The sequence below is a fragment of the Acinetobacter oleivorans DR1 genome, assembly GCF_000196795.1.
GTDB lineage: Bacteria > Pseudomonadota > Gammaproteobacteria > Pseudomonadales > Moraxellaceae > Acinetobacter > Acinetobacter oleivorans.
This window is the reverse complement of sequence record NC_014259.1, coordinates 2,618,736-2,637,987: the sequence shown is the minus strand read 5'-3', so window position 1 is coordinate 2,637,987 and position 19,252 is coordinate 2,618,736. Positions and strand designations below refer to the sequence as shown.

The 19,252-nt window shown below is 36.8% G+C and carries 15 protein-coding genes; all 15 read left to right on the top strand.

All coding sequences use genetic code 11. The features are described 5' to 3' along the window. Positions 1-25 precede the first annotated feature (25 nt). The 15 genes from AOLE_RS12295 (at position 26) to tssK (ending at position 19,238) form a co-directional block, all read left to right on the top strand. Complete coding sequence (locus AOLE_RS12295; RefSeq protein WP_013198292.1) at positions 26-715, top strand: hypothetical protein; 690 nt, start codon at positions 26-28, stop codon at positions 713-715. 16 nt (positions 716-731) lie between these two features. Then, a complete protein-coding gene (gene tssB / locus AOLE_RS12290; protein WP_003651049.1) occupies positions 732-1,235 on the top strand; it encodes a type VI secretion system contractile sheath small subunit in 504 nt (167 codons plus the stop codon). Next, positions 1,228-2,709 (top strand): type VI secretion system contractile sheath large subunit, encoded by a 1,482-nt coding sequence (gene tssC / locus AOLE_RS12285; protein ID WP_013198291.1) that lies wholly within the window; start codon positions 1,228-1,230, stop codon positions 2,707-2,709. Before tssB ends, tssC begins: the two co-directional genes overlap by 8 nt. A 49-nt stretch (positions 2,710-2,758) precedes the next feature. Next, positions 2,759-3,262 (top strand): Hcp family type VI secretion system effector, encoded by a 504-nt coding sequence (locus tag AOLE_RS12280; RefSeq protein ID WP_003651052.1) that lies wholly within the window; start codon positions 2,759-2,761, stop codon positions 3,260-3,262. 78 nt (positions 3,263-3,340) lie between these two features. Beyond that, positions 3,341-3,817: a type VI secretion system baseplate subunit TssE gene (gene tssE, locus AOLE_RS12275; protein ID WP_002048404.1), complete on the top strand. Its 477-nt coding sequence runs from the start codon at positions 3,341-3,343 to the stop codon at positions 3,815-3,817. A gap of 16 nt (positions 3,818-3,833) precedes the next feature. Next, positions 3,834-5,645, top strand: coding sequence for a type VI secretion system baseplate subunit TssF (tssF, locus tag AOLE_RS12270; protein WP_013198290.1), 1,812 nt, complete (start codon positions 3,834-3,836; stop codon positions 5,643-5,645). Next, the gene (gene tssG / locus AOLE_RS12265) at positions 5,609-6,607 is read left to right on the top strand and encodes a type VI secretion system baseplate subunit TssG (protein WP_013198289.1); all 999 of its coding nucleotides are present in this window, start codon (positions 5,609-5,611) and stop codon (positions 6,605-6,607) included. The genes tssF and tssG overlap by 37 nt, the downstream gene beginning before the upstream one ends. Then, a complete protein-coding gene (locus AOLE_RS12260) occupies positions 6,604-8,013 on the top strand; it encodes a hypothetical protein (protein ID WP_023274271.1) in 1,410 nt (469 codons plus the stop codon). The genes tssG and AOLE_RS12260 overlap by 4 nt, the downstream gene beginning before the upstream one ends. 30 nt (positions 8,014-8,043) lie before the next feature. Next, positions 8,044-11,865, top strand: coding sequence for a type VI secretion system membrane subunit TssM (gene tssM / locus AOLE_RS12255; RefSeq protein WP_013198287.1), 3,822 nt, complete (start codon positions 8,044-8,046; stop codon positions 11,863-11,865). A 37-nt stretch (positions 11,866-11,902) separates the two neighbouring features. Next, a complete protein-coding gene (gene tagF, locus AOLE_RS12250) occupies positions 11,903-12,862 on the top strand; it encodes a type VI secretion system-associated protein TagF (RefSeq protein ID WP_004793188.1) in 960 nt (319 codons plus the stop codon). Positions 12,863-12,864: 2 nt separating this feature from the next. Further along, the gene (locus tag AOLE_RS12245; protein ID WP_013198286.1) at positions 12,865-13,632 is read left to right on the top strand and encodes an OmpA family protein; all 768 of its coding nucleotides are present in this window, start codon (positions 12,865-12,867) and stop codon (positions 13,630-13,632) included. Positions 13,633-13,648: 16 nt separating this feature from the next. Beyond that, complete coding sequence (locus tag AOLE_RS12240) at positions 13,649-13,912, top strand: PAAR domain-containing protein (protein WP_005304032.1); 264 nt, start codon at positions 13,649-13,651, stop codon at positions 13,910-13,912. Between the two features lie 147 nt (positions 13,913-14,059). Beyond that, entirely contained in the window at positions 14,060-16,741 is a 2,682-nt protein-coding gene (gene tssH / locus AOLE_RS12235; protein ID WP_081399174.1) for a type VI secretion system ATPase TssH, read from the top strand. Between the two features lie 21 nt (positions 16,742-16,762). Further along, the gene (gene tssA / locus AOLE_RS12230) at positions 16,763-17,857 is read left to right on the top strand and encodes a type VI secretion system protein TssA (RefSeq protein ID WP_013198284.1); all 1,095 of its coding nucleotides are present in this window, start codon (positions 16,763-16,765) and stop codon (positions 17,855-17,857) included. A 16-nt stretch (positions 17,858-17,873) separates the two neighbouring features. Next, positions 17,874-19,238: a type VI secretion system baseplate subunit TssK gene (gene tssK, locus AOLE_RS12225; protein WP_005304041.1), complete on the top strand. Its 1,365-nt coding sequence runs from the start codon at positions 17,874-17,876 to the stop codon at positions 19,236-19,238. The last annotated feature ends 14 nt before the right edge of the window (positions 19,239-19,252 follow it).

The following is a 19,252-nucleotide window of genomic DNA, read 5'->3' as shown; positions in this document are numbered from 1 at the left end:
CTTGAATAAATAAGAAAACAGAGGAATGAAAGTTGTGTTGAAACGAAGTATTTTGATACTTTCTCTGACTGGAAACATTATCGGTCTATCAGGTGCTCATGCAGCAGAACTTGAGCCTGTAAAACTTAAAAAAAGTTGTATTAAAAAAAATCCTTTAGCAGAAGGTCAGAATGACCCTGAGCTATTGAATATTTTTAAACAAGTTTGTGATAGTGATAATACGACTCAAAAAAATGATTTATTAGCTAAAGCAGCTATGCGCTTTTATCAAACCAATCAACCAGTTAAAGCATTAAATTTGGCAAGTCAATTGCAAAGTCAAAATATACGCGGTTCATTAATAACAGATGTTTTATTTTTATCTGGTGTAAGCATTGCAAATAACTCTTTGCAGCAAATGCGAAGTCAGGAAATGCGTTATTTAAGCAATGATGTAACTTATCCACCCGCTAAACAATTAATTGAAAATATCCATACTTCAATGCCTGCGCCAGATATTTCAAATGTTAAGGCGGCTACAGAAGGTGGCTCAGTTGATAATGAAAGAAGAAGTTATAGAAAACAAACTGTAACCCGCAACAGAGTTACAGCTTCCAGAGCAGCAACAAAACGAGTAGCAACTCCAGCAAAAGCAACTGCGGTTAAACCAAAAACTGCCCCTGTAGCCAATGTTAATAAATCAAAAAGTTCGCCTTTTGACCCTTTAATTAAATAATCAGGAATAGAATCTTATGGCTAAGAGAGAAAGCGTACAAAAGAAGCTTCAGCGAATTCGACCTCCACGTGTTCAGCTTACATATGATGTCGAAATTGGTGATGCAAAAGAAGCGAAGGAACTACCATTTGTTGTTGGTGTGATGGGTGATTTTTCGGCAGCTTCTGAGCTTGAACGTACAAAATTAAAAGATAAAAAATTCATTAATGTCGATTTAGATAATATTGATGAAGTTATGGAGTCATTGTCTCCAAGAGCTGCTTTTCAAGTAGATAATACGCTGACTGAAGAGGGCGGAAGAATTGCAGTTGATTTAACATTTAAGTCAATGGAAGATTTTCGCCCAGAAAATGTTGTTCAACAGGTTGACCCATTAAAGAAACTTGTTGAAGCACGTGAGCGTTTAACAGATTTAAGAAATAAGATTTCTAACAGTGAGCGTTTAGAAGACTTACTTGATGAAGTGCTTAAGAGTACTGATCAAATCCGTAAATTAAGTGCGGAGGCTGATCATGAATAATGCTCAATCTGCAGCAATGCCTCTTGTTGAAAATGAACAAGTTAATCTTCTAGACTCGATTGTTGAAGAGAGTCGTATTGCTCGAAATGAAGAAGAACATTCGCGTGCAAAAAGCTTAATCGGTGAACTTGCCAAAGAAGTAATGGCAGGAACAATTACAGTTTCTGAAAATATGACTTTATCAATCGATAAGCGTATTGCAGAAATTGATGCTCTGATTTCAAATCAATTAAGTCAGATCATGCACAATGAACAATTCCAAAAGATTGAGTCAACTTGGCGTGGTCTTTACTACTTCTGTCAAGAAACACCTTCAAATCCTCTCATTAAAATTCGTATGTTGAATACGACTAAAAAAGAGTTGGTCAAAGATTTTCAAGGTGCTACAGACTTTGATCAAAGTACTTTGTTCAAAAAAATCTATGAAGAAGAATATGGATCTTTTGGTGGTGCACCATATTCGGCACTGATTGGTGATTTCGAATTTGACCGTACGCCTTCTGATATGTATTTGCTTGAGCAAATCTCTCATGTTGCTGCAGCGGCTCATGCACCGTTTATTTCGGCGGCTAGTCCAAGCATTCTTGGTCTTGAATCATTTACAGATATTGATCGACCTAGAGATGTGTCGAAAATCTTTGAAACAGCTGAATATGTTCAATGGCGTTCATTCCGTGACAGTGAAGATGCTCGTTATGTCGCTTTAACCCTGCCGCATGTGCTGGGTCGTCTTCCTTATCATCCAAAGGAAGGAACTGCTACAGAAGGGTTTAACTTTGCTGAAGATGTTTCGGGTGCAAACCACAACGAATATTTGTGGATGAATGCTGCTTATGCTTTCGGTACTCGTTTAACAAATGCATTTGATATGCATGGTTGGTGTGCTGCAATTCGTGGTGTTGAAGGCGGTGGTTTAGTCGAAGGCTTACCTGTTCATACGTTTAAAACACAAGATGGCGAAGTGGTATTCAAGTGCCCAACAGAAATTGCGATTACTGATCGCCGCGAAAAAGAATTAAGCGATTTGGGCTTTATTCCTTTAGTGCATTGTAAAAATACCGATTACGCTGCTTTCTTTGGCGCGCAATCAACTCAAAAACCTAAAAAATATGACAATGATACAGCAAATGCTAACTCTGCTTTATCGAGTCAAATTCAGTACATCATGGCCGTTTCACGTATTGCTCATTATTTAAAAGCAATGATGAGAGACAAAGTGGGTAGCTTTGCTTCTGCTGGAAATGTTGAAGCATTCTTAAATGAGTGGTTGTCACAGTATGTATTACTTGATGATGGCGCTTCTCAAGAAGCGAAAGCTCAATACCCTCTACGCGAAGCGTCTGTAAAAGTTGTAGAAGATCCTGCTCAACCAGGTCACTACAAATCTGTGGTTTTCTTGCGACCACACTTCCAGCTGGATGAGTTGTCAGTTTCTTTGCGACTTGTTACTGAGTTACCTCAGTCCTCAAATTAATAAAGGTCAGCGAAAGAATAACTTTAAATTACAAATAGGAAAGTTCTAAATGAAAGATATATACGTTGAGTTTCGCGGTAAATATAAAGTTGATGGCGAGTCTCGTGACTCTGAGCACAAAGGCTGGTTAGAAGTTAACTCTTGGTCTCATAACATTCGTCAACCTAAATCTGCTACTTCAAGTAGTGTTGGTGGCCATACTGCTGAACGTGTTGAACATTCAGATATGCTTTTTATTAAAGACCTAGATGCAACTAGCCCGAAATTATGGGAAGCATGTTCAGCTGGTTATACATTTGATGAAGTACAAATTGATTTTTATCGTGCAAATGGCGATAAACGTATCAAGTACTTACAAATTAAATTGAAGCATGTTCTAGTTTCTAGCGTAACTCCAACAGTTAACGAAGAAGGTGTTCCAACTGAAGCGTTTGGTTTGAAATACGCAGCTGTTGAGTGGACTTATAACCAACAAGATATTAACGGTACTGCTAAAGGTGCTGTTACTAAGAAATGGTCACTTTCTAATAATACTGCTTCTTACGCAGCATAATTATTTAAGTGAATATTTGGTGGAGGCTGACATAAAGTTAGCCTCTGCTGTCTTTAAGCATGCTTGTTGTGAACGCGAATGAATTTAGATCGGCTTTATCCATATGGATTTCGTTCAACTTTGTTTGATCGCTTAATTCCTGAAAGTGAAGATTATGCAAAGGGTCTTTCTATTCAACAGTTAAGAGAATCGGTAGCAAAAGATTTAGAAGACTTGCTGAATAGTCGAGTCGCTAAATTGGATCATGTGGTTGATGATTATCCGCTAGTTAAAAAATCTATACTTCAGTTCGGGATTATTGATTTCGTGGGGCTTTCTACAGCCAATCCGCTAGATCGAGACAAGATTTGCCAATCCATTGAACAATCAATAGCAGCTCATGAACCTAGATTAAGACAAATACGGGTAGAGATGTTGTTGGATGGACATAATATGGGGGCACTATGTTTAAGTATTCAGGCCTATCTAAATATTCATCCACTGTATGAACCTGTCGTTTTTGATGCATTGCTAAAACCGACAACGCAGCAATATGTAATTTCAGCGAGAACCTAAGCGTAGTGGGTGTGTTGTGATAGAAGAGCTTTTACCGTTTTACGAAAAACAACTACAAGAATTTGGTCAGCAATCTCGTGAATTTTCGCAAAAATATCCGAAAATTGCTCAGCGTTTATCTTTAAATCAAGAGCAAATTGATGATCCGCATATTGAGCGTCTTATACAGGCGTTTTCATTAATTGCTGCCCGCATTGATAAAAAGCTTGCTGATAGTTATGACGTATTTACGCGCTCTCTATTTGAGGTGATGTTCCCTCAATACTTACGTCACTTTCCTGCTTGTTCGGTAGTCAGTTTCGACGATATAAATAAGATAAAGCAGCTCACAGAAGCGCATATTGTTCCTGCACACACCGTCTTAAAGTCGCGTAGTTTTAAAGGGGTTCAATGTGAGTTTAATACGACGCAAGAAGTCAAATTACTCCCGATAAGTTTGCAAGCGCTAGAGTTTAAAAGTACACCTAGTGCACATATGCATTTAAGTCAAAATGCGACTTTAAATTTTAAATTCGAAATTTTTAACAATGCTCATCTATGTTTAAAAGATGAAAAACTACCTATTTATTTAGATGCAATTTCTAATTTTCCACTTCAAGTGCTAGACAGTATTTTTAAGAAGGGGACAACTTTTGCTATTAAAATAGGGCAGAAAGTTGTTGAGCTGAATAAAAATCCATTTGAATTAACTGGCTTTTCAGAGCAAGAAAGTCTATTGCCTCTCGATCAGCATACTCACCATGCTTATCGTTTGCTGATGGAATATTTTTGTTTTCCTGAAAAATTTAATTATCTAAAACTCGATTTAAGTTTTTTAAAGCTTCTATCTCTAGAAGAGAGTGATTTTGAGCTGCTTATACATTTTAAATTAAATTTAAATGATCAAGCCGTAGTCCGAAATTATTCTGAATTAAATATCGCTAATTTTAAATTGTTTACTACGCCAGTCATTAATTTATTTGAAAAATACGCTGAACCTCAAAAAATTGTACACAAGCAATTAGAATACCCACTGATTACAGACGCACATCATCCTGAGTTTTATCAAGTTTATTCAATCACTGAAATGAATATGGTTCGTGAAAAAACTAGTCACGAAGAGAGCTATGTTCCGGTACTGCCTTTTTTCGCGATGAGCCATTACCATGCAGACAAGGCTCGTTTTTTCTATTCAGTGAACTATCAAAAATTACAACCCAATTTCGTCGAAATGGGGTATTCAATTATTTCTAAAAATCTAAATCCTTCGTCAACACGTTCGGATTTTATTAGCACAAAATTATTATGTTCAAATCGTGACTTACCACATGAGGCATTGGGTCAGTCTAATAATATATTGAACCTCAATGATAGTAGTTTGGCTCGCCGTGCGATTGTTTTAAAAAGACCTACAAAACCATATCAATTTGGTCAAAGTCAGAGTGAGCAGTGGCGTGTTATTTCGCACCTTTCATTGAATAGTTTAGCTTTAATGAAAGGTGATGCGGTATCTCATATTAAAGAGTTACTTGCTTTATACAACTTACCATTGTCAAAAGAAAATTACCTAATTATTGAATCAATCAAGCATCTTGAATTTTCACTTACTCATAAACTTGTAGATGGAAAGCCATTTCCAATGTTTGTAAGGGGTGTGAAGGCCGAATTGCAAATTGATTCATCTGTATTTAGAGGGCATAGCCTATACATTTTTAGCCAATTGTTAAGTCGTGTTTTTAATTTAAAGGTTCAAATTAATAGTTTCGTTGATTTGGTTGTTAAGGATTATTCATCTCAGCAGGAGTTATACCAATGCAGTCAGAACGTTGGTGGCAAGACTCTTCTATAACAGCTGAGCTCTTTACAAAGCCAAAGTCTTTTGAATTTATTCAAGCAACACGGCTATTAAGACACGATTCAAGTTGCACATTTGGTACATCTTGGGGTGATCATTTTAAGTTTGAGACATCCTTTAATTTAAATTTTCCTGCTACAGAAATTGAAAATTTAGAATTAACGGATGAGCGGATTTATATCACGAATTTAATTGTTGGTCTTACGGGCATACAAGGCGCTTTGCCTTATACATATACGAATAAGATTAAGCAGGCCCCGCGTCAGCAAAGAGCAGAAACTAAAGAGTTTCTGAGCTTATTTAACCATAAGCTTACTGCTCAATATGTAGAGTCGAGCATTACCTATAATTTGCCGATTCGATATGAGATCGAGCATAAAAATGATTATCTGGATATTTTACATGCGTTGAATGGCTATGTGCGGTCGCAACATCAGCAAACAGAGCTTGATGATTATTTTGCAGAGTTTTCTGGATTAATGCAGGGCCAGAATAATACAGTTCATGCATTAAAAACGATGCTGTCGTGTATTTTTAAACATGAAATTACGATCAAAGAGTTCATACAAGAGTCTTTTAAATTGGCGAGTGACCAATTAACAACTTTAGGTGGAGCTCAGCCGAGTCTACTTGGTGTTAATACATTTTGTGGCGAAACTATTCAACAAATTGATGGGAAAATTGAAATTCAAATTGGGCCATTAAAGCGTCAGCAATATCTCAGTTTTTTACCAAATCAAGAGTTAAGTTTAAAGCTTAAAAAAATTGTAGAAACTTGGTGCAGTCCAACTTTATCAATAGATCTTAGACTCGTATTGGATGAGTCAGAAATACAACCTATTTGTCTCACTCACCATAATCAGAATGGTTTGGGGCAAGGTTCTTTTCTTATATCACGAGAACCGAAAGTACATAGTCATGAAACTTGCTATAGCCTTATTGGAGAGCGAATATGATTAAAAAAATATTACTCTCGTTCATCGCTATTTTTGCGTTAGTTAGTGGATTTATTATTTTTTACTGGCGCGATGTTCAATATGACCCTGATAAGGGTGATTTTTTCCTTTATTTCCTGCTATTACCAGCAATTATTACCTTGGTGATCTTATCCCCATGGTTAGTTTATAGCGCTTATAAAAATTATAAAGAAAAGAAAGAACAAGCTATAAATCACGATAAAGATGATGCTAATCAAAAACAAACCGTAGTAGCAGATGCACCATTCGAACAGTTAGATTTTAATATTTACTCTTCTTTTGCTGTACATGCACTTGGTGAGAATGAAAGCATTATTGCGGAGCTGCAAAACTTTAAAAGTCCAGAGCTGGATGATCAACTGTTAAATTCTTATGGATTACCTCTTTTATCTTACCGAATTAAAGACTTGGATGAAGATAATCATGAGGAGAGCGAGTATGCATCTCCACGACAAGTTCGTATGATGTTATTAATAAAACAGCAATTAGAACAAAATATAGAAAACTTATATCTTCTTGCAGAGCATTTAAAACGTTCAACTTTATTTTATGAGTCGCAGCAAGCACGTGAATATCATATGCATCCGGCATGGGTTGATCCTGAGTCTGAATATGATGATGTTCAAATGCCGATAGTCGAAGTTTATCGTTTAAATCGCTTAAATCTACATATCCTTCTTTCTGAAGATTTATTACATATCTGGAATGATGACCAAAGTAATGAATTAATTTTAGAGTTTTTTGCTGAGATCGGCATTCCTGCTCAAAAGATCCATATTGAATATCATTTTTTTGGAGAGCAACTGGCTTACCAAGAGCTGGTCCACCTATTAAAGGGTATTCATAAAAGAGAACACGAGATGTTCTTTTTGCTCGTCGCAGATTCCGAAATTGATCAGGATCTAGTCGATGAAAAGTCTTGGATGATTAAAGATTATATTCCTGCTGAATTTGCAGCAAGCTGTTTACTTGCCGATCCTTTAGTAAAAATTCAAGAATTAGAACCTGCTAAAAATCTGAAAGTTGTTGTGGGCCAACAAGATACGGCAAAGCTTTTTACTAATTTTGAATTTCATGACTTACCTCAGCATGAAGGTGAGGATCCTTATGTACTGATACTGTCAGATCAGACGGATATAAAAGTTTCGAAGAAATTGCAGCAACACTTTCTTCAAACACCTGTAGAACCACATCACTATATTTATGTGAAATCTTCATTAGGGCATACCCAACATTTAGCTGATATTTATGGCTTTATGCTGAGCATGCATTTCCCTGAACATATCATTCCTTTTGTCTTTGGTGAAAATACGGTGTCAGCACATACATTTGTGCAAAGTGTCACTGAAAATTCAGAAGATGATGTGATGGTGTTGAATAACTAATTTAAACTTTGGACTTAGAACGAGAATAGAATGCATACAATTTTAGGCTACTTGTGGCAGTACATCACGAATCCTAAAGCAATTATCGCCTTGTCATTGTTCGTGGCATTGATGTCTTCATATACTTCAATTCCTCATCATATATTCTGGGCTTTAGCAACTGCCTATGCTTTGGGTCTTATTGTTTATGGTATCTATTGGCTTATTCAACGAAGAAAGCATGCTGCTCAGGGTGAAGAGCTAGCTGAAGCAATTGAAAAAGACAACCAAGCTGAATATGGCAAAAATAAAGATAAAGAAGAGCTTCAGCTTGTTAGTCAACAAATGAAAGAATCAATTCAACTGATTCGTAAATCTAAGTTGGGTGATAAAAAAGGAAATGCTGCATTATATGAGCTTCCTTGGTATATGGTTATTGGTAACCCAGCCGCAGGTAAAAGTTCAGCTATTTATAATTCTGGTTTAAAGTTTCCTTTCGAAGAAACGCATCAAAAAATGGTATCTGCTGGTTTAAGCGGTACTCGAAATTGTGATTGGTTTTTCTCTACAGAAGGTATTTTGCTCGATACAGCGGGCCGTTATTCTGTTTATAGCGAAGATCATTCTGAGTGGTTAGGTTTCTTAAATATTTTAAAAAAGAACCGTTCTAAAGCTCCGGTTAATGGTTTGATTTTAATTGTTAGTATTGCTGAGCTAATTAGTCAAAGTCCTGAAAACTCGTTAAAGCTAGCTAAAAATTTACGTGCTCGTATTCAAGATCTAACCGAACGTCTAGAAGTAGTTGTACCTGTTTATTTAGTCTTTTCAAAGATGGATTTGATTGCAGGTTTTACCGAATTTTTTGAATTTTACGAAGCTCAAGAATATAACCAAGCTTGGGGAGCAACGCTTCCATATGAGCAGAGTTCTTCTCATAACGCGGTAGATTTGTTCGAAAAACATTACACTATTCTTTATGATGGTCTAAAAGGGGTAAGTTCGACTCATTTAAGTCGCCGTCATTCGCAAAATATCTCACCAAGTGTAATGACCTTCCCATTAGAATTTAAAACATTAAAACCAGCTTTAAAAAGCTTTATCGGTACACTTTTTGAAGATAATCCATATCAATTTCAACCTGTTTTCCGTGGGTTTTACTTCACCAGTGCTTTACAGGAAGGTGTCATTGAAAGTCCAATGACAGAACAAATTGCACAAGAATTCCAGCTGACTCAAATTGCTCAAAGTGATTTAAAAGATCATTCAAAAATTACGCCTAACCATGGTTATTTCTTAAATGGTCTATTTTCAGATGTTATTTTAAAAGATAAAGATCTTGTTAAGCAGCATGTAAATACGGGTAGAAAACGTCAACGCTATATTGCATTTATTGGTGCTTTAGCGGGCGTTTCAATTATTCTTGGCGTATGGGTTTGGTCATATCGTAATAACCAACAATTAATTGGTGAAGTTCAAGCTGATTTAAATAAGGTTGTTCAACTAGAAAGAGCTTCTGGTCAGCAATTGTCTACCCAATTAGAAGCTTTACTTATTCTTCAAAGACGTCTACAGCAGTTGGATGAGTTTGATGAAAATAGACCGCTTAAGTTTAGTTTTGGTTTATATCAGGGCAATGAGCTTCGTGAAAAGCTAAAAGCCGAATATTTAAAAGGTGTTAAGCAAATTGTATTAACACCGACACAGCAAAACATTGCTCAATATTTGCAACGTGTAAAAAATAATGAAGCAACATTAAAAGCGAATCATACGAATGTGGAGATCAAGCAAACTGCTCAGTCTCAACAATATTTAGAACCTTCAGATACAAATCCTCAAGATGCTTATAATGCATTAAAAGCGTATTTAATGATGAGTAATCCACAATACATGGATGCAAGTCATTTGAGTGATCAGGTTACGCGTTTCTGGCGTTCTTGGTTAGACGCAAATAAAGGTCAAATGCCACGTGCAGATATGATTCAGGAAGCTGAACAAATCTTGTCGTACGCAATGACTTTGGCAAATGATAAACAGTTCCCAATTTTAGATGCAGATTCGCAAATTGTTGATCAAACACGCCAAGTATTACTCTCTGTTGTTCGAGGAATGCCGGCGCGTGATCGTGTTTATAACGAAATAAAAATGCGTGCAGCAGTACGTTTCCCAGCATTGACGGTAAGTCAGATTGTGGGTGAAGCAAATAAAAATGTTGTATTAGGCAGTTATGCGTTGCCTGGCGTATTCACCCAAAAGGCATGGAATGACTATGTAGAAAAAGCAATTGAAGAAGCAGCAGATAAGCCAACAGATAGTAAAGATTGGGTGTTAAATAGCCGTCAATCTGATGATTTAACTTTCTCAGGTAGTCCAGAGCAAATTAGAAAGCAACTGACAGCACTCTATAAGCAAGAATACATTGCGGAATGGAGAAAATTCTTAAGTGGTATTCATTATGCTAAAGCTGGCCAATTTGCTCAGCAAGTAAAAAATATTGATGTTTTAGGTGAGCCACAGAACTCTCCAATTAGAACATTAATTGAAAGAGTGGCAATTGAAACAAACTGGGATAATCCAGTTGTACAAGCTGAGTTGGCAGCTCCACAAAAAGGATTTGTTGCATGGTTTAAACGTAAGGTTTTAAATCATGATGATAAGACTGCCAATCAAGTGGCAACTAATGCTCAGGGCGCTATTTCTCAAGAATACCAAATGTTCTATCAGTTGGTTCGCAAACGCGATGATCAACAAGGTAAATCATTGCTTGATGAATATATGACAAATTTAGCCCTTGTTCGTAGCAAGTTTAATGAGCTTAAGAATGCAGGTGAAGTTGGGCCTAATGCGATGACATTAGTCAAGCAAACCCTGAATGAGCAAACTTCTGTATTTAACCAGACGCAAAAAATTGTAGATGAAAAAATGGCGGTTGGTTTTAGTGAAATTGATCAGCGATTACTACAAAAATTAGTAGTTAGCCCACTTACACAGGCTTTCGAGAGTTTAATTACACCGACACAAGACGAAATTAATAAATTATGGGTCATGCAGGCGTATCAGCCATTTACAGCAAATCTTGCTAAGAAATATCCATTTAATTCATCAGCTTCTTTGCAGGCGACAAGTAGTGAAATTGGACAAATTTTGGGCGAAAACGGCAGCATTTCTCGTTTTGTAAAAGAAAATCTTGATCCATTTGTGATTCGTCGTGGTTATACATTAACGTCTAAGACATGGAAGGATTTAGGAATTAGTTTAAATCCTCAATTCGTTATGAATTTCCAAAGATACGTTACTCCATCTAATGGTATGGCAACAGGTGAGTTGAATAGTCAAGCTCCTGCTGTACCTGCAACTAATCAATCTAACTTCCAGTTCTACCCAATTCCAAATCCACAATTGCTTTCATATACCGTGGATATTGATGGTCAGCGCATGACTTATGAGAATGGTGTGCAACAGTGGGTGAACTTCATTTGGCCAAATCAAGGCAGTATTCCAGGTGCTCGAATTACCGCTGTAGATTTACAAGGTCAAACGCATACGATTTTTGATGAGCCGGGTGAATATGGTATTAATCGCTTAATTGATAGTGCTCAGCGTAAAGAACAAAATGGCGGATTTGAAATGCTTTGGCGTAGTAAAACCGACCCATCATTAGTTGTAAAAATGAATTTCCGTCTGATCAGCAGTAATTCAGGCAGTATTGGCTCAAGCCGTGGTTATGCAGGTATGCAACTAGTGGATAAAGTCACTGCCGACAAAGCTGCTCGCGTGGTGTCTGCTCAGCAGGCGCCAGCTCAAGCAGCAGCTCCAGCAAAAACAGAAAATCCTGTTTCAGCACTTGCTCAGCCTTCTGCGGGAGTTAAACCATGACATGGAAAATAACCTCTATGCGAAAGGAGGAGCAATCATGCAAACATTAAAAACAACTCCTTTGTATTACGGCAAAAGTCCTGCACGAGGCGACTTCTTAAAAACAAAAGGTCAGAATGCTTTAATACAGTTGCTTGATCAGTGGATTACTGAAGCATTGGAATATGCAATGCAATCGGGCAGCTTTAAAGAAGCTTATAACACGTTGCCTTCGCTCGACTTCTTTATTGCGAATCCTAAAGAAAATATGTTTTTAGCGGCGAACCTTCTCGCAAGTGAAGATAGTTCGGGTCGATCTTTTCCAATGGTACTCAGCCATTTATTAGAAATTGATTTACCGTATGATAATTTGCTATATGCGCCATATAGCTATAAACATGTACTTGTTGATTTATTTCAAAACAATCGTACTTTAAAAGGAATTAAAGATTCAGATCTATTACTTGGAAAATTAGGTCACTTACAAAATCAAATTCAGGTTTTAACTGAACGCGAGTGTGTAGGTTTCTATGAAAATCATACGATGCATTCATTTGCTCAATTAATGAAACTCAGTATTTATGAGTTAGCGCAAAGTATGATTGGGCTAGGATTATTACTTCAGCCAATTTTACAAAATGGAACTAGTCGCTTAAATAAAGTTTTAATTTTGCCTATTAATAATCCTGCTTACAGTTATGAAATAGCAGCCTTTTGGGTCAGTATTATTTGTCGCTTTTTAAAGGAACATAATACTGAGGTGTTGATAGGTTTGTTACATCGAGAGCAACCCGTATTGTTCTTCGGTTTTCAAGGGGCTGATATTTTAGCCCTGAGCGATATTTTTACTCAGAATATGGATAGTAAACATTGGGTTTCTTTAATAGAAGCGCAGTGGATTGATACTTATTTGGAGCAGAATGCTGGTTTAGCTACGCTAGAACAATCATTATGCCAACGCCAATTAAGTTTAAATCAAGGCTTAAAACTATTTAGACAGACTTTTTTGGGTGAATAATAATGAATCAACGAAATCAAACTAAACTTACAAAGCTCATAAAAGGCTGTTTTATCTATGCAATAGCTAATTATGCTTTGGCTCAGCCCATTGTTGTAGAAGGTGTGGTTCCAAATGAGGCGAGTAAACAGGCCATCTTATTAAAAATGCAATCTGTTTATGGTGCTGATCAGGTAGTAGATAAAATACAAGTGAGACCCGTCGCTGCTCCAAATGGATGGAGTGATTCTGTTACACGAGTTATTACACCTGACTTAAAAAAAGTTTCGCAAGGCAAATTAAGCGTAAATGGTACTCGATTTGAGCTAAGTGGAAAAATGCTGAATCCAGCAGATATTCAACCTACTATTCAATCTTTTCAAGGGTTAGTACAGCCACCATATCAACTGTATTCACAGTTATCAGTCAATCAGGCTGAGCAGAAAATCATTGATGACGCACTTAAAAATCGAATTATTGAGTTTGAGTCTGGTAGTGCGGTTTTAACTGATGCGGGTCAAAAAATTCTAGACGAGATGGCTGTTGCCTTGAATAAAGTAGGCGGTAAAAAAGTCAAAATCGTAGGACATACAGATAGTTCAGGTGATGCGACTAAAAACTTGAAACTTAGCCAAGATCGTGCGTTAGCAGTAAAAAACTATTTGATTAGTAAAAGTATTCCTGCCGACCATTTATCTGCGGAAGGTTTAGGTTCATCTAAGCCTGTTGCAGATAATACTTCTCCAGAAGGCAGAAAGAAAAACCGTCGAATTGAGTTTACTGTTCTATAAATATAAGGAGAAGAACATGGCTAGCCCTTACATTACGATTGGATGCCCAACAACTGGTGGAGGGCAAGTCATTTCAGGAAACAGTACATTTTTAATTGATGGAATTGCAATTGCCTGTGTAGGAGACAAGGCGACTTGCCCGTTACACAAAATAGTTGCAACGATTGTATCGGGAGATCCGAATATGCTTGTTATGGGTAAATCAGCAGCACGTGTAAATGATTCATTATCATGCGGCTGTAAATTATTGCCAAAACAGAGTTTAGTTAATCAAGGATAAGGGCCGAGATATTTTATATAGATATAAATATCTACCAAAACATATTAACGCTTGAAATGATGAGTAGTTTGTCTGATAAAGCTGAATTTTGTTAATATACAGGCATTATGATTTTAAGCATTAAATTATTTAAAAATATTGAGAGTAATGATGAGTAATTTAAAAATTTTAATTACAAAACTTTCTACAGTTGCGCGAACTGCTTTAGAAAAATCGGCTAATGCTTGTGTTATTCAACAAAATTATGAAATTGAAATTGAGCATTTATTCTTAGAGTTACTTAATCAATCTTTAGAGAATGATTTAAAGATTTTATTAAAGAAATATAAAATTTCATCTGAAGCTTTGGCTGATGATTTAAAAGAAACAATTTCTCAATTACCGAAAGGTAATTCAAGAACTCCTATTTTTGCTAAATCTATTGTTCGTTTGTTTGAACAAGCATGGTTATTGGCTTCGGCTGAGCAAAATCCAGTTATTCGCAGTGGTCATTTATTAGTTGCGTTATTAACTGCACCTGATTTATATCAAATTGCGACTCGTGCTTCGAGTTTATTTGATCTTTTACCAATTGATTCAATGAAACATAAGTTTCTTGAAATTTGTGAGAAGAGTGTTGAACAACAAGATGAAACAAAAACACCTTCTGGTGAAGCTGAAGCAACAGAAACGGTTGTAGCAAATGCCAAAACTGCTAAAACACCTGCACTTGATCAATATACGATTAATCTCACTGAAAAAGCGAAAAAAGGCGGTATAGATCCAGTTATAGGGCGTGAATATGAAATTCGCCTAATGCTCGATATTTTAATGCGTAGACGCCAAAACAACCCAATCTTAACTGGAGAGCCAGGTGTTGGTAAAACAGCTGTGGTCGAAGGTTTAGCTTTAAAAATTGCTCAAGGTTTAGTGCCTAATGCCCTAAAAAACGTGCATTTACATGTATTGGATATGGGGCTTTTACAGGCTGGAGCAAGTGTTAAAGGCGAGTTTGAAAATCGTCTGAAACAAGTGATTCAAGAGGTCCAAGCCTCGGTTCATCCTATTATTTTATTTATTGATGAAGCGCATACTTTAATTGGTGCAGGTGGACAAGCTGGGCAAAATGATGCTGCAAATCTTTTAAAACCAGCACTTGCTCGTGGTGAGTTGCGTACTATTGCTGCGACAACTTGGGCAGAATATAAACAATATTTTGAAAAAGATGCTGCATTGAGTCGACGTTTTCAGGTAGTAAAAGTAGAAGAGCCAACCGAAGAAGTTGCCGTAGATATGTTGCGTGCGATGATTCCTGTTATGCAGCAGCATTTTAAATTACAAATTGATGATGAGGCGATTGTTACAGCGGTTCACTCTTCACATCGATATATTAGTGGTCGTCAACTTCCGGATAAAGCAGTTAGTGTTCTTGATACGGCAGCAGCACGTGTTGCGTTGACCCAAAATGCTCAACCTGTAAAGCTTGATCAGTTAAAGGCTCAAGAGCATAACTTAAAGCTTGAACAGCAAATTTTAGAAAATGAACATCGTCAGATTCCAATTCATCATGAACGATTAGAAACTTTAAAAGCTAATTTAGAATCTTTGCAAAAAGAGATTCATGAAACTGAAGAGCAGTGGAAAAAAGAATTAGAACTTGTTCATAAAATTCAGGAATTAGAAGCACAGAATCATTCTAATGAATCTGAAGCTTATGATCAGATTAATTTACTGCGTAAAGATCTTGCTGAAATTCAAGGCCAGCAACCATTAGTATTTGAAAGAGTAAACTCTCAAATCATTAATGAAATTATTTCTGATTGGACCGGAATTCCTGTTGGAAAAATGGTTAATGATGAAATTAAACAGATATTAACGCTTGAAGATAAATTGGGCGAGCGTGTAATGGGGCAAGATTATGCACTTACACAATTAGTTCAAGGCATTAAAACTTCAAAAGCAAGACTTGAAGATCCGAATAAGCCACAAGGTGTATTTCTTTTGGTGGGTCCAAGTGGTGTAGGTAAAACTGAAACTGCATTAACTTTGGCAAATGAATTATATGGCGGTGAGCAGCATTTAATCACCATCAATATGTCTGAATATCAAGAAGCACATACTGTATCTTCGCTTAAAGGTGCACCTCCTGGATATGTGGGATATGGTCAAGGTGGTGTTTTAACAGAAGCTGTTCGTCGCAACCCTTACAGTGTTGTGTTGCTTGATGAAATTGAAAAAGCACATAGTGATGTTCAGGAACTGTTCTATCAAGTATTTGATAAAGGTACTTTAGAAGATGGTGAAGGACGAGTAATTGACTTTAAAAACACTACTATTTTGTTGACTTCAAATGCTGGCTCAAGCGTGATTATGCAAGCTTGCTTAAATACACCAGTCGAAGACTGGCCGACAGCTGAAGAGTTGATTGACCACTTAAAACCAAGTTTATATAAGCAATTCAAGCCTGCATTTTTAGGTCGAATGAGAGTTGTGCCATATTTCCCATTGCATGACGATCTACTTGTACGAATTATTAAACATAAGTTAGGCAAGATCACAGCAAGAATTGAAAAACAATACGGTACACAAGTCCAGTATTCTGAAGATTTGGTAGAGCTGCTTTTAAGCCGCTGTACAGAAGTCGATAGTGGTGCACGTAATGTTGATAATATTTTAAATTCTACGGTGTTACCTGCATTGGCTACAGAAATTTTAGTGGCTTTAGCAGAGCAAAAGTTGCCAAAAATTATCATGATTGATGCTAAAGATGACGAAATTCAATATTTACTAAATCCAGTTGCAAAAGCTGCTAAAAAAAGGACCAGTAAAAAGTTGAAGTCAGAAGTTTAAATTGAATAGAGCTAAAATTAGATGAATATTGATATTTCTGAACTCCTTGAACCCATTAGCGATAGCTTACCTTGTGGTGATGACTTTTCATTTTCTAATGAATTTCATGAAATCAAAAAGGCGAAAACACAAGATGATCTATTGCTAGATCAAGGCGATTGGGTTGCTGAGCGAAAACAAGCCGACTGGGATTTTGTATCAAATAAAACGAGTGTTTTGCTAAAAGAGAATACTAAAGATATTCGTCTATTAACTTGGCTCATAGAGGCTTGGACTCATCTTTACGGTTTTGAAGGTATGGCGAAAGGCTTAACTTTAAGCCATACCTTACTTAATCAATACTGGCAGGAAATTCATCCTGTTATTGAAGATGATGACTTAGATCAACGCATTGGTTTATTACAGGGTTTAATTAATCAGTTGCCTGGCTTGTTGAAGAAAGTCTCTTTAACCAATACAGTGCCTTATTACAATTTGCTTGATTACGATAATTTTCTATATCACGAGAACATTCGTCGTAAGCAAACTGAAGAGTACGATAGTCAGTCGGGACCATCGGAGTTAGAGCAGTTCGATCAAGCTATATTCAATACGTCTAAAACTTTTCAATATTCTAATTATCAAGATTTTAGCTCAGTCTTAACCGAGTGGGATGTTTTAAAGCAAACCCTTGACCATTTAATGGGACTCGACTCACCAAGTTTTGGTGCAATTGATTCAGCATTTGAAACCATTCACAGCACATTACGCAAGATTTATAAAGCAGAAGCTTTTGGTACTGGACTTACGCCAGTCCAAGAGCAGGCGACTGTCATCACGAGTTCATCTATGGAAAATCAAGTGCCTGTACAAGTTGTTTCAGATCAGCCTGCTTTTCAGCCTCAAGCTCAAACACACTTGGCGAATCGTGAGCAAGCAATGAAAGTGCTGCAAGAAATTGCGGATTACTTTCAGGCAAACGAGCCTCATAGTCCTGTGAGTTATATGCTTCAAAAAACCATTAAATGGAGTCAAATGCCGTTACATGAATGGCTAGCACAAGTCATTAAAGATGAGCATCCATTACAAATGGTTCAGGAAATGTTAGGTGTGCAGCCTAAAAATGAATACGAATAAAGATTGGTAAAGACATATGTTTAAAGCTGAAAAAGTCCTTTGGGGCGAAGGTTTATTTTTAAGACCTCAACATTTCCAAATTCAAGATACCTACCATGAACAACGCTTGAATCATACGGTTCGTGCGGTCGTACCGTTTTCATATGGTATTCAGAAATTAAGTTTCGATGAGGCTCAATTGAGCACACATATTCTTGCTCTTGAGTCTGTAGAGATGATCTGGCAAGACGGTGAAATTTATCAGGCACCTGCATATGATTTATTGCCTGAGCCAATTTTATTGGATGATCTTAATTTACGTGGTGAGATGCTAATTTATTTAGCATTGCCACTCTTGCAAGCAAATAAGCAAAATCTAATTGATCAAAACCAAGCACAAAAGGGCAGATATCAATCTCACCTTGTCGAAACGCATGATCTTTTCACTAACGCTACCGAAGCAGATATTAGTTTGCTACGCCGCCGTGCTGTTTTTAAATTATTAGATGTACATAGTAACCCAGACCATAATCTAGATGGTTTTTTATATCTGCCGATTGGAAAGATTAAACGTCAAAGTTCGGGTGCTTTTGAAATTGATCGAAAGTTTATTCCACCAATTTTGCATGTAGATGCATCAGAAACACTTATTTCAAATTTAAAAAGAACACTGAACGTTATTAAGGCAAAAATTAAGACGATTCAAACCAATAACCGAGAAAATGAACAGAAATTAATTGAATTCCGTTCAGGTGATATCGTTTCGTTCTGGTTAGTAAATGCGTTAAATACAGCTCATGCTGGTCTAAATCATTTTGTGCAATATCCACAAATTCATCCAGAGCGTTTGTTCTTCGAATTATTGCGTTTAGCAGGTTCATTATTAACGTTCTCGACGGCCTATGATGTCGATCAGTTGCCTGCCTATAAGCACCATAATTTACAAGAAAGTTTCTCGCAGTTAGACACGATTCTACGTGATTTGCTCGATACGATTATTTCGAGTCGATATATCAGTATTGCACTTAAAGAGATCCGACCTTCATATTGGGTGGGAAGTCTTGAGACCGATAAGATTACTCGAGATACTCGACTTTATATTGCAGTATCAAGTAGCGCAATGCAGACACATGAATTAATCCAGATTGTGCCTTTACGATTCAAGATCGGTAGTACTTTAGATGTAGAACAACGTGTAGTTGCTGCATTACCTGCGATTCCATTGCATCACTTAATTCAAGTTCCAACAGCAATACCGGTACGTTCTGGTGTGAGCTATTTCGAGATTGAACCACATCATGAGCTTTATCAGCGCATGTTAGATTCAGAGACGATTTGTATTTATGTTCCGGCTGGTTTCCAAGATATCAGTATTGAACTGATTGCGGTCATGAACGCTTAAGGGTAAAGGAGAGA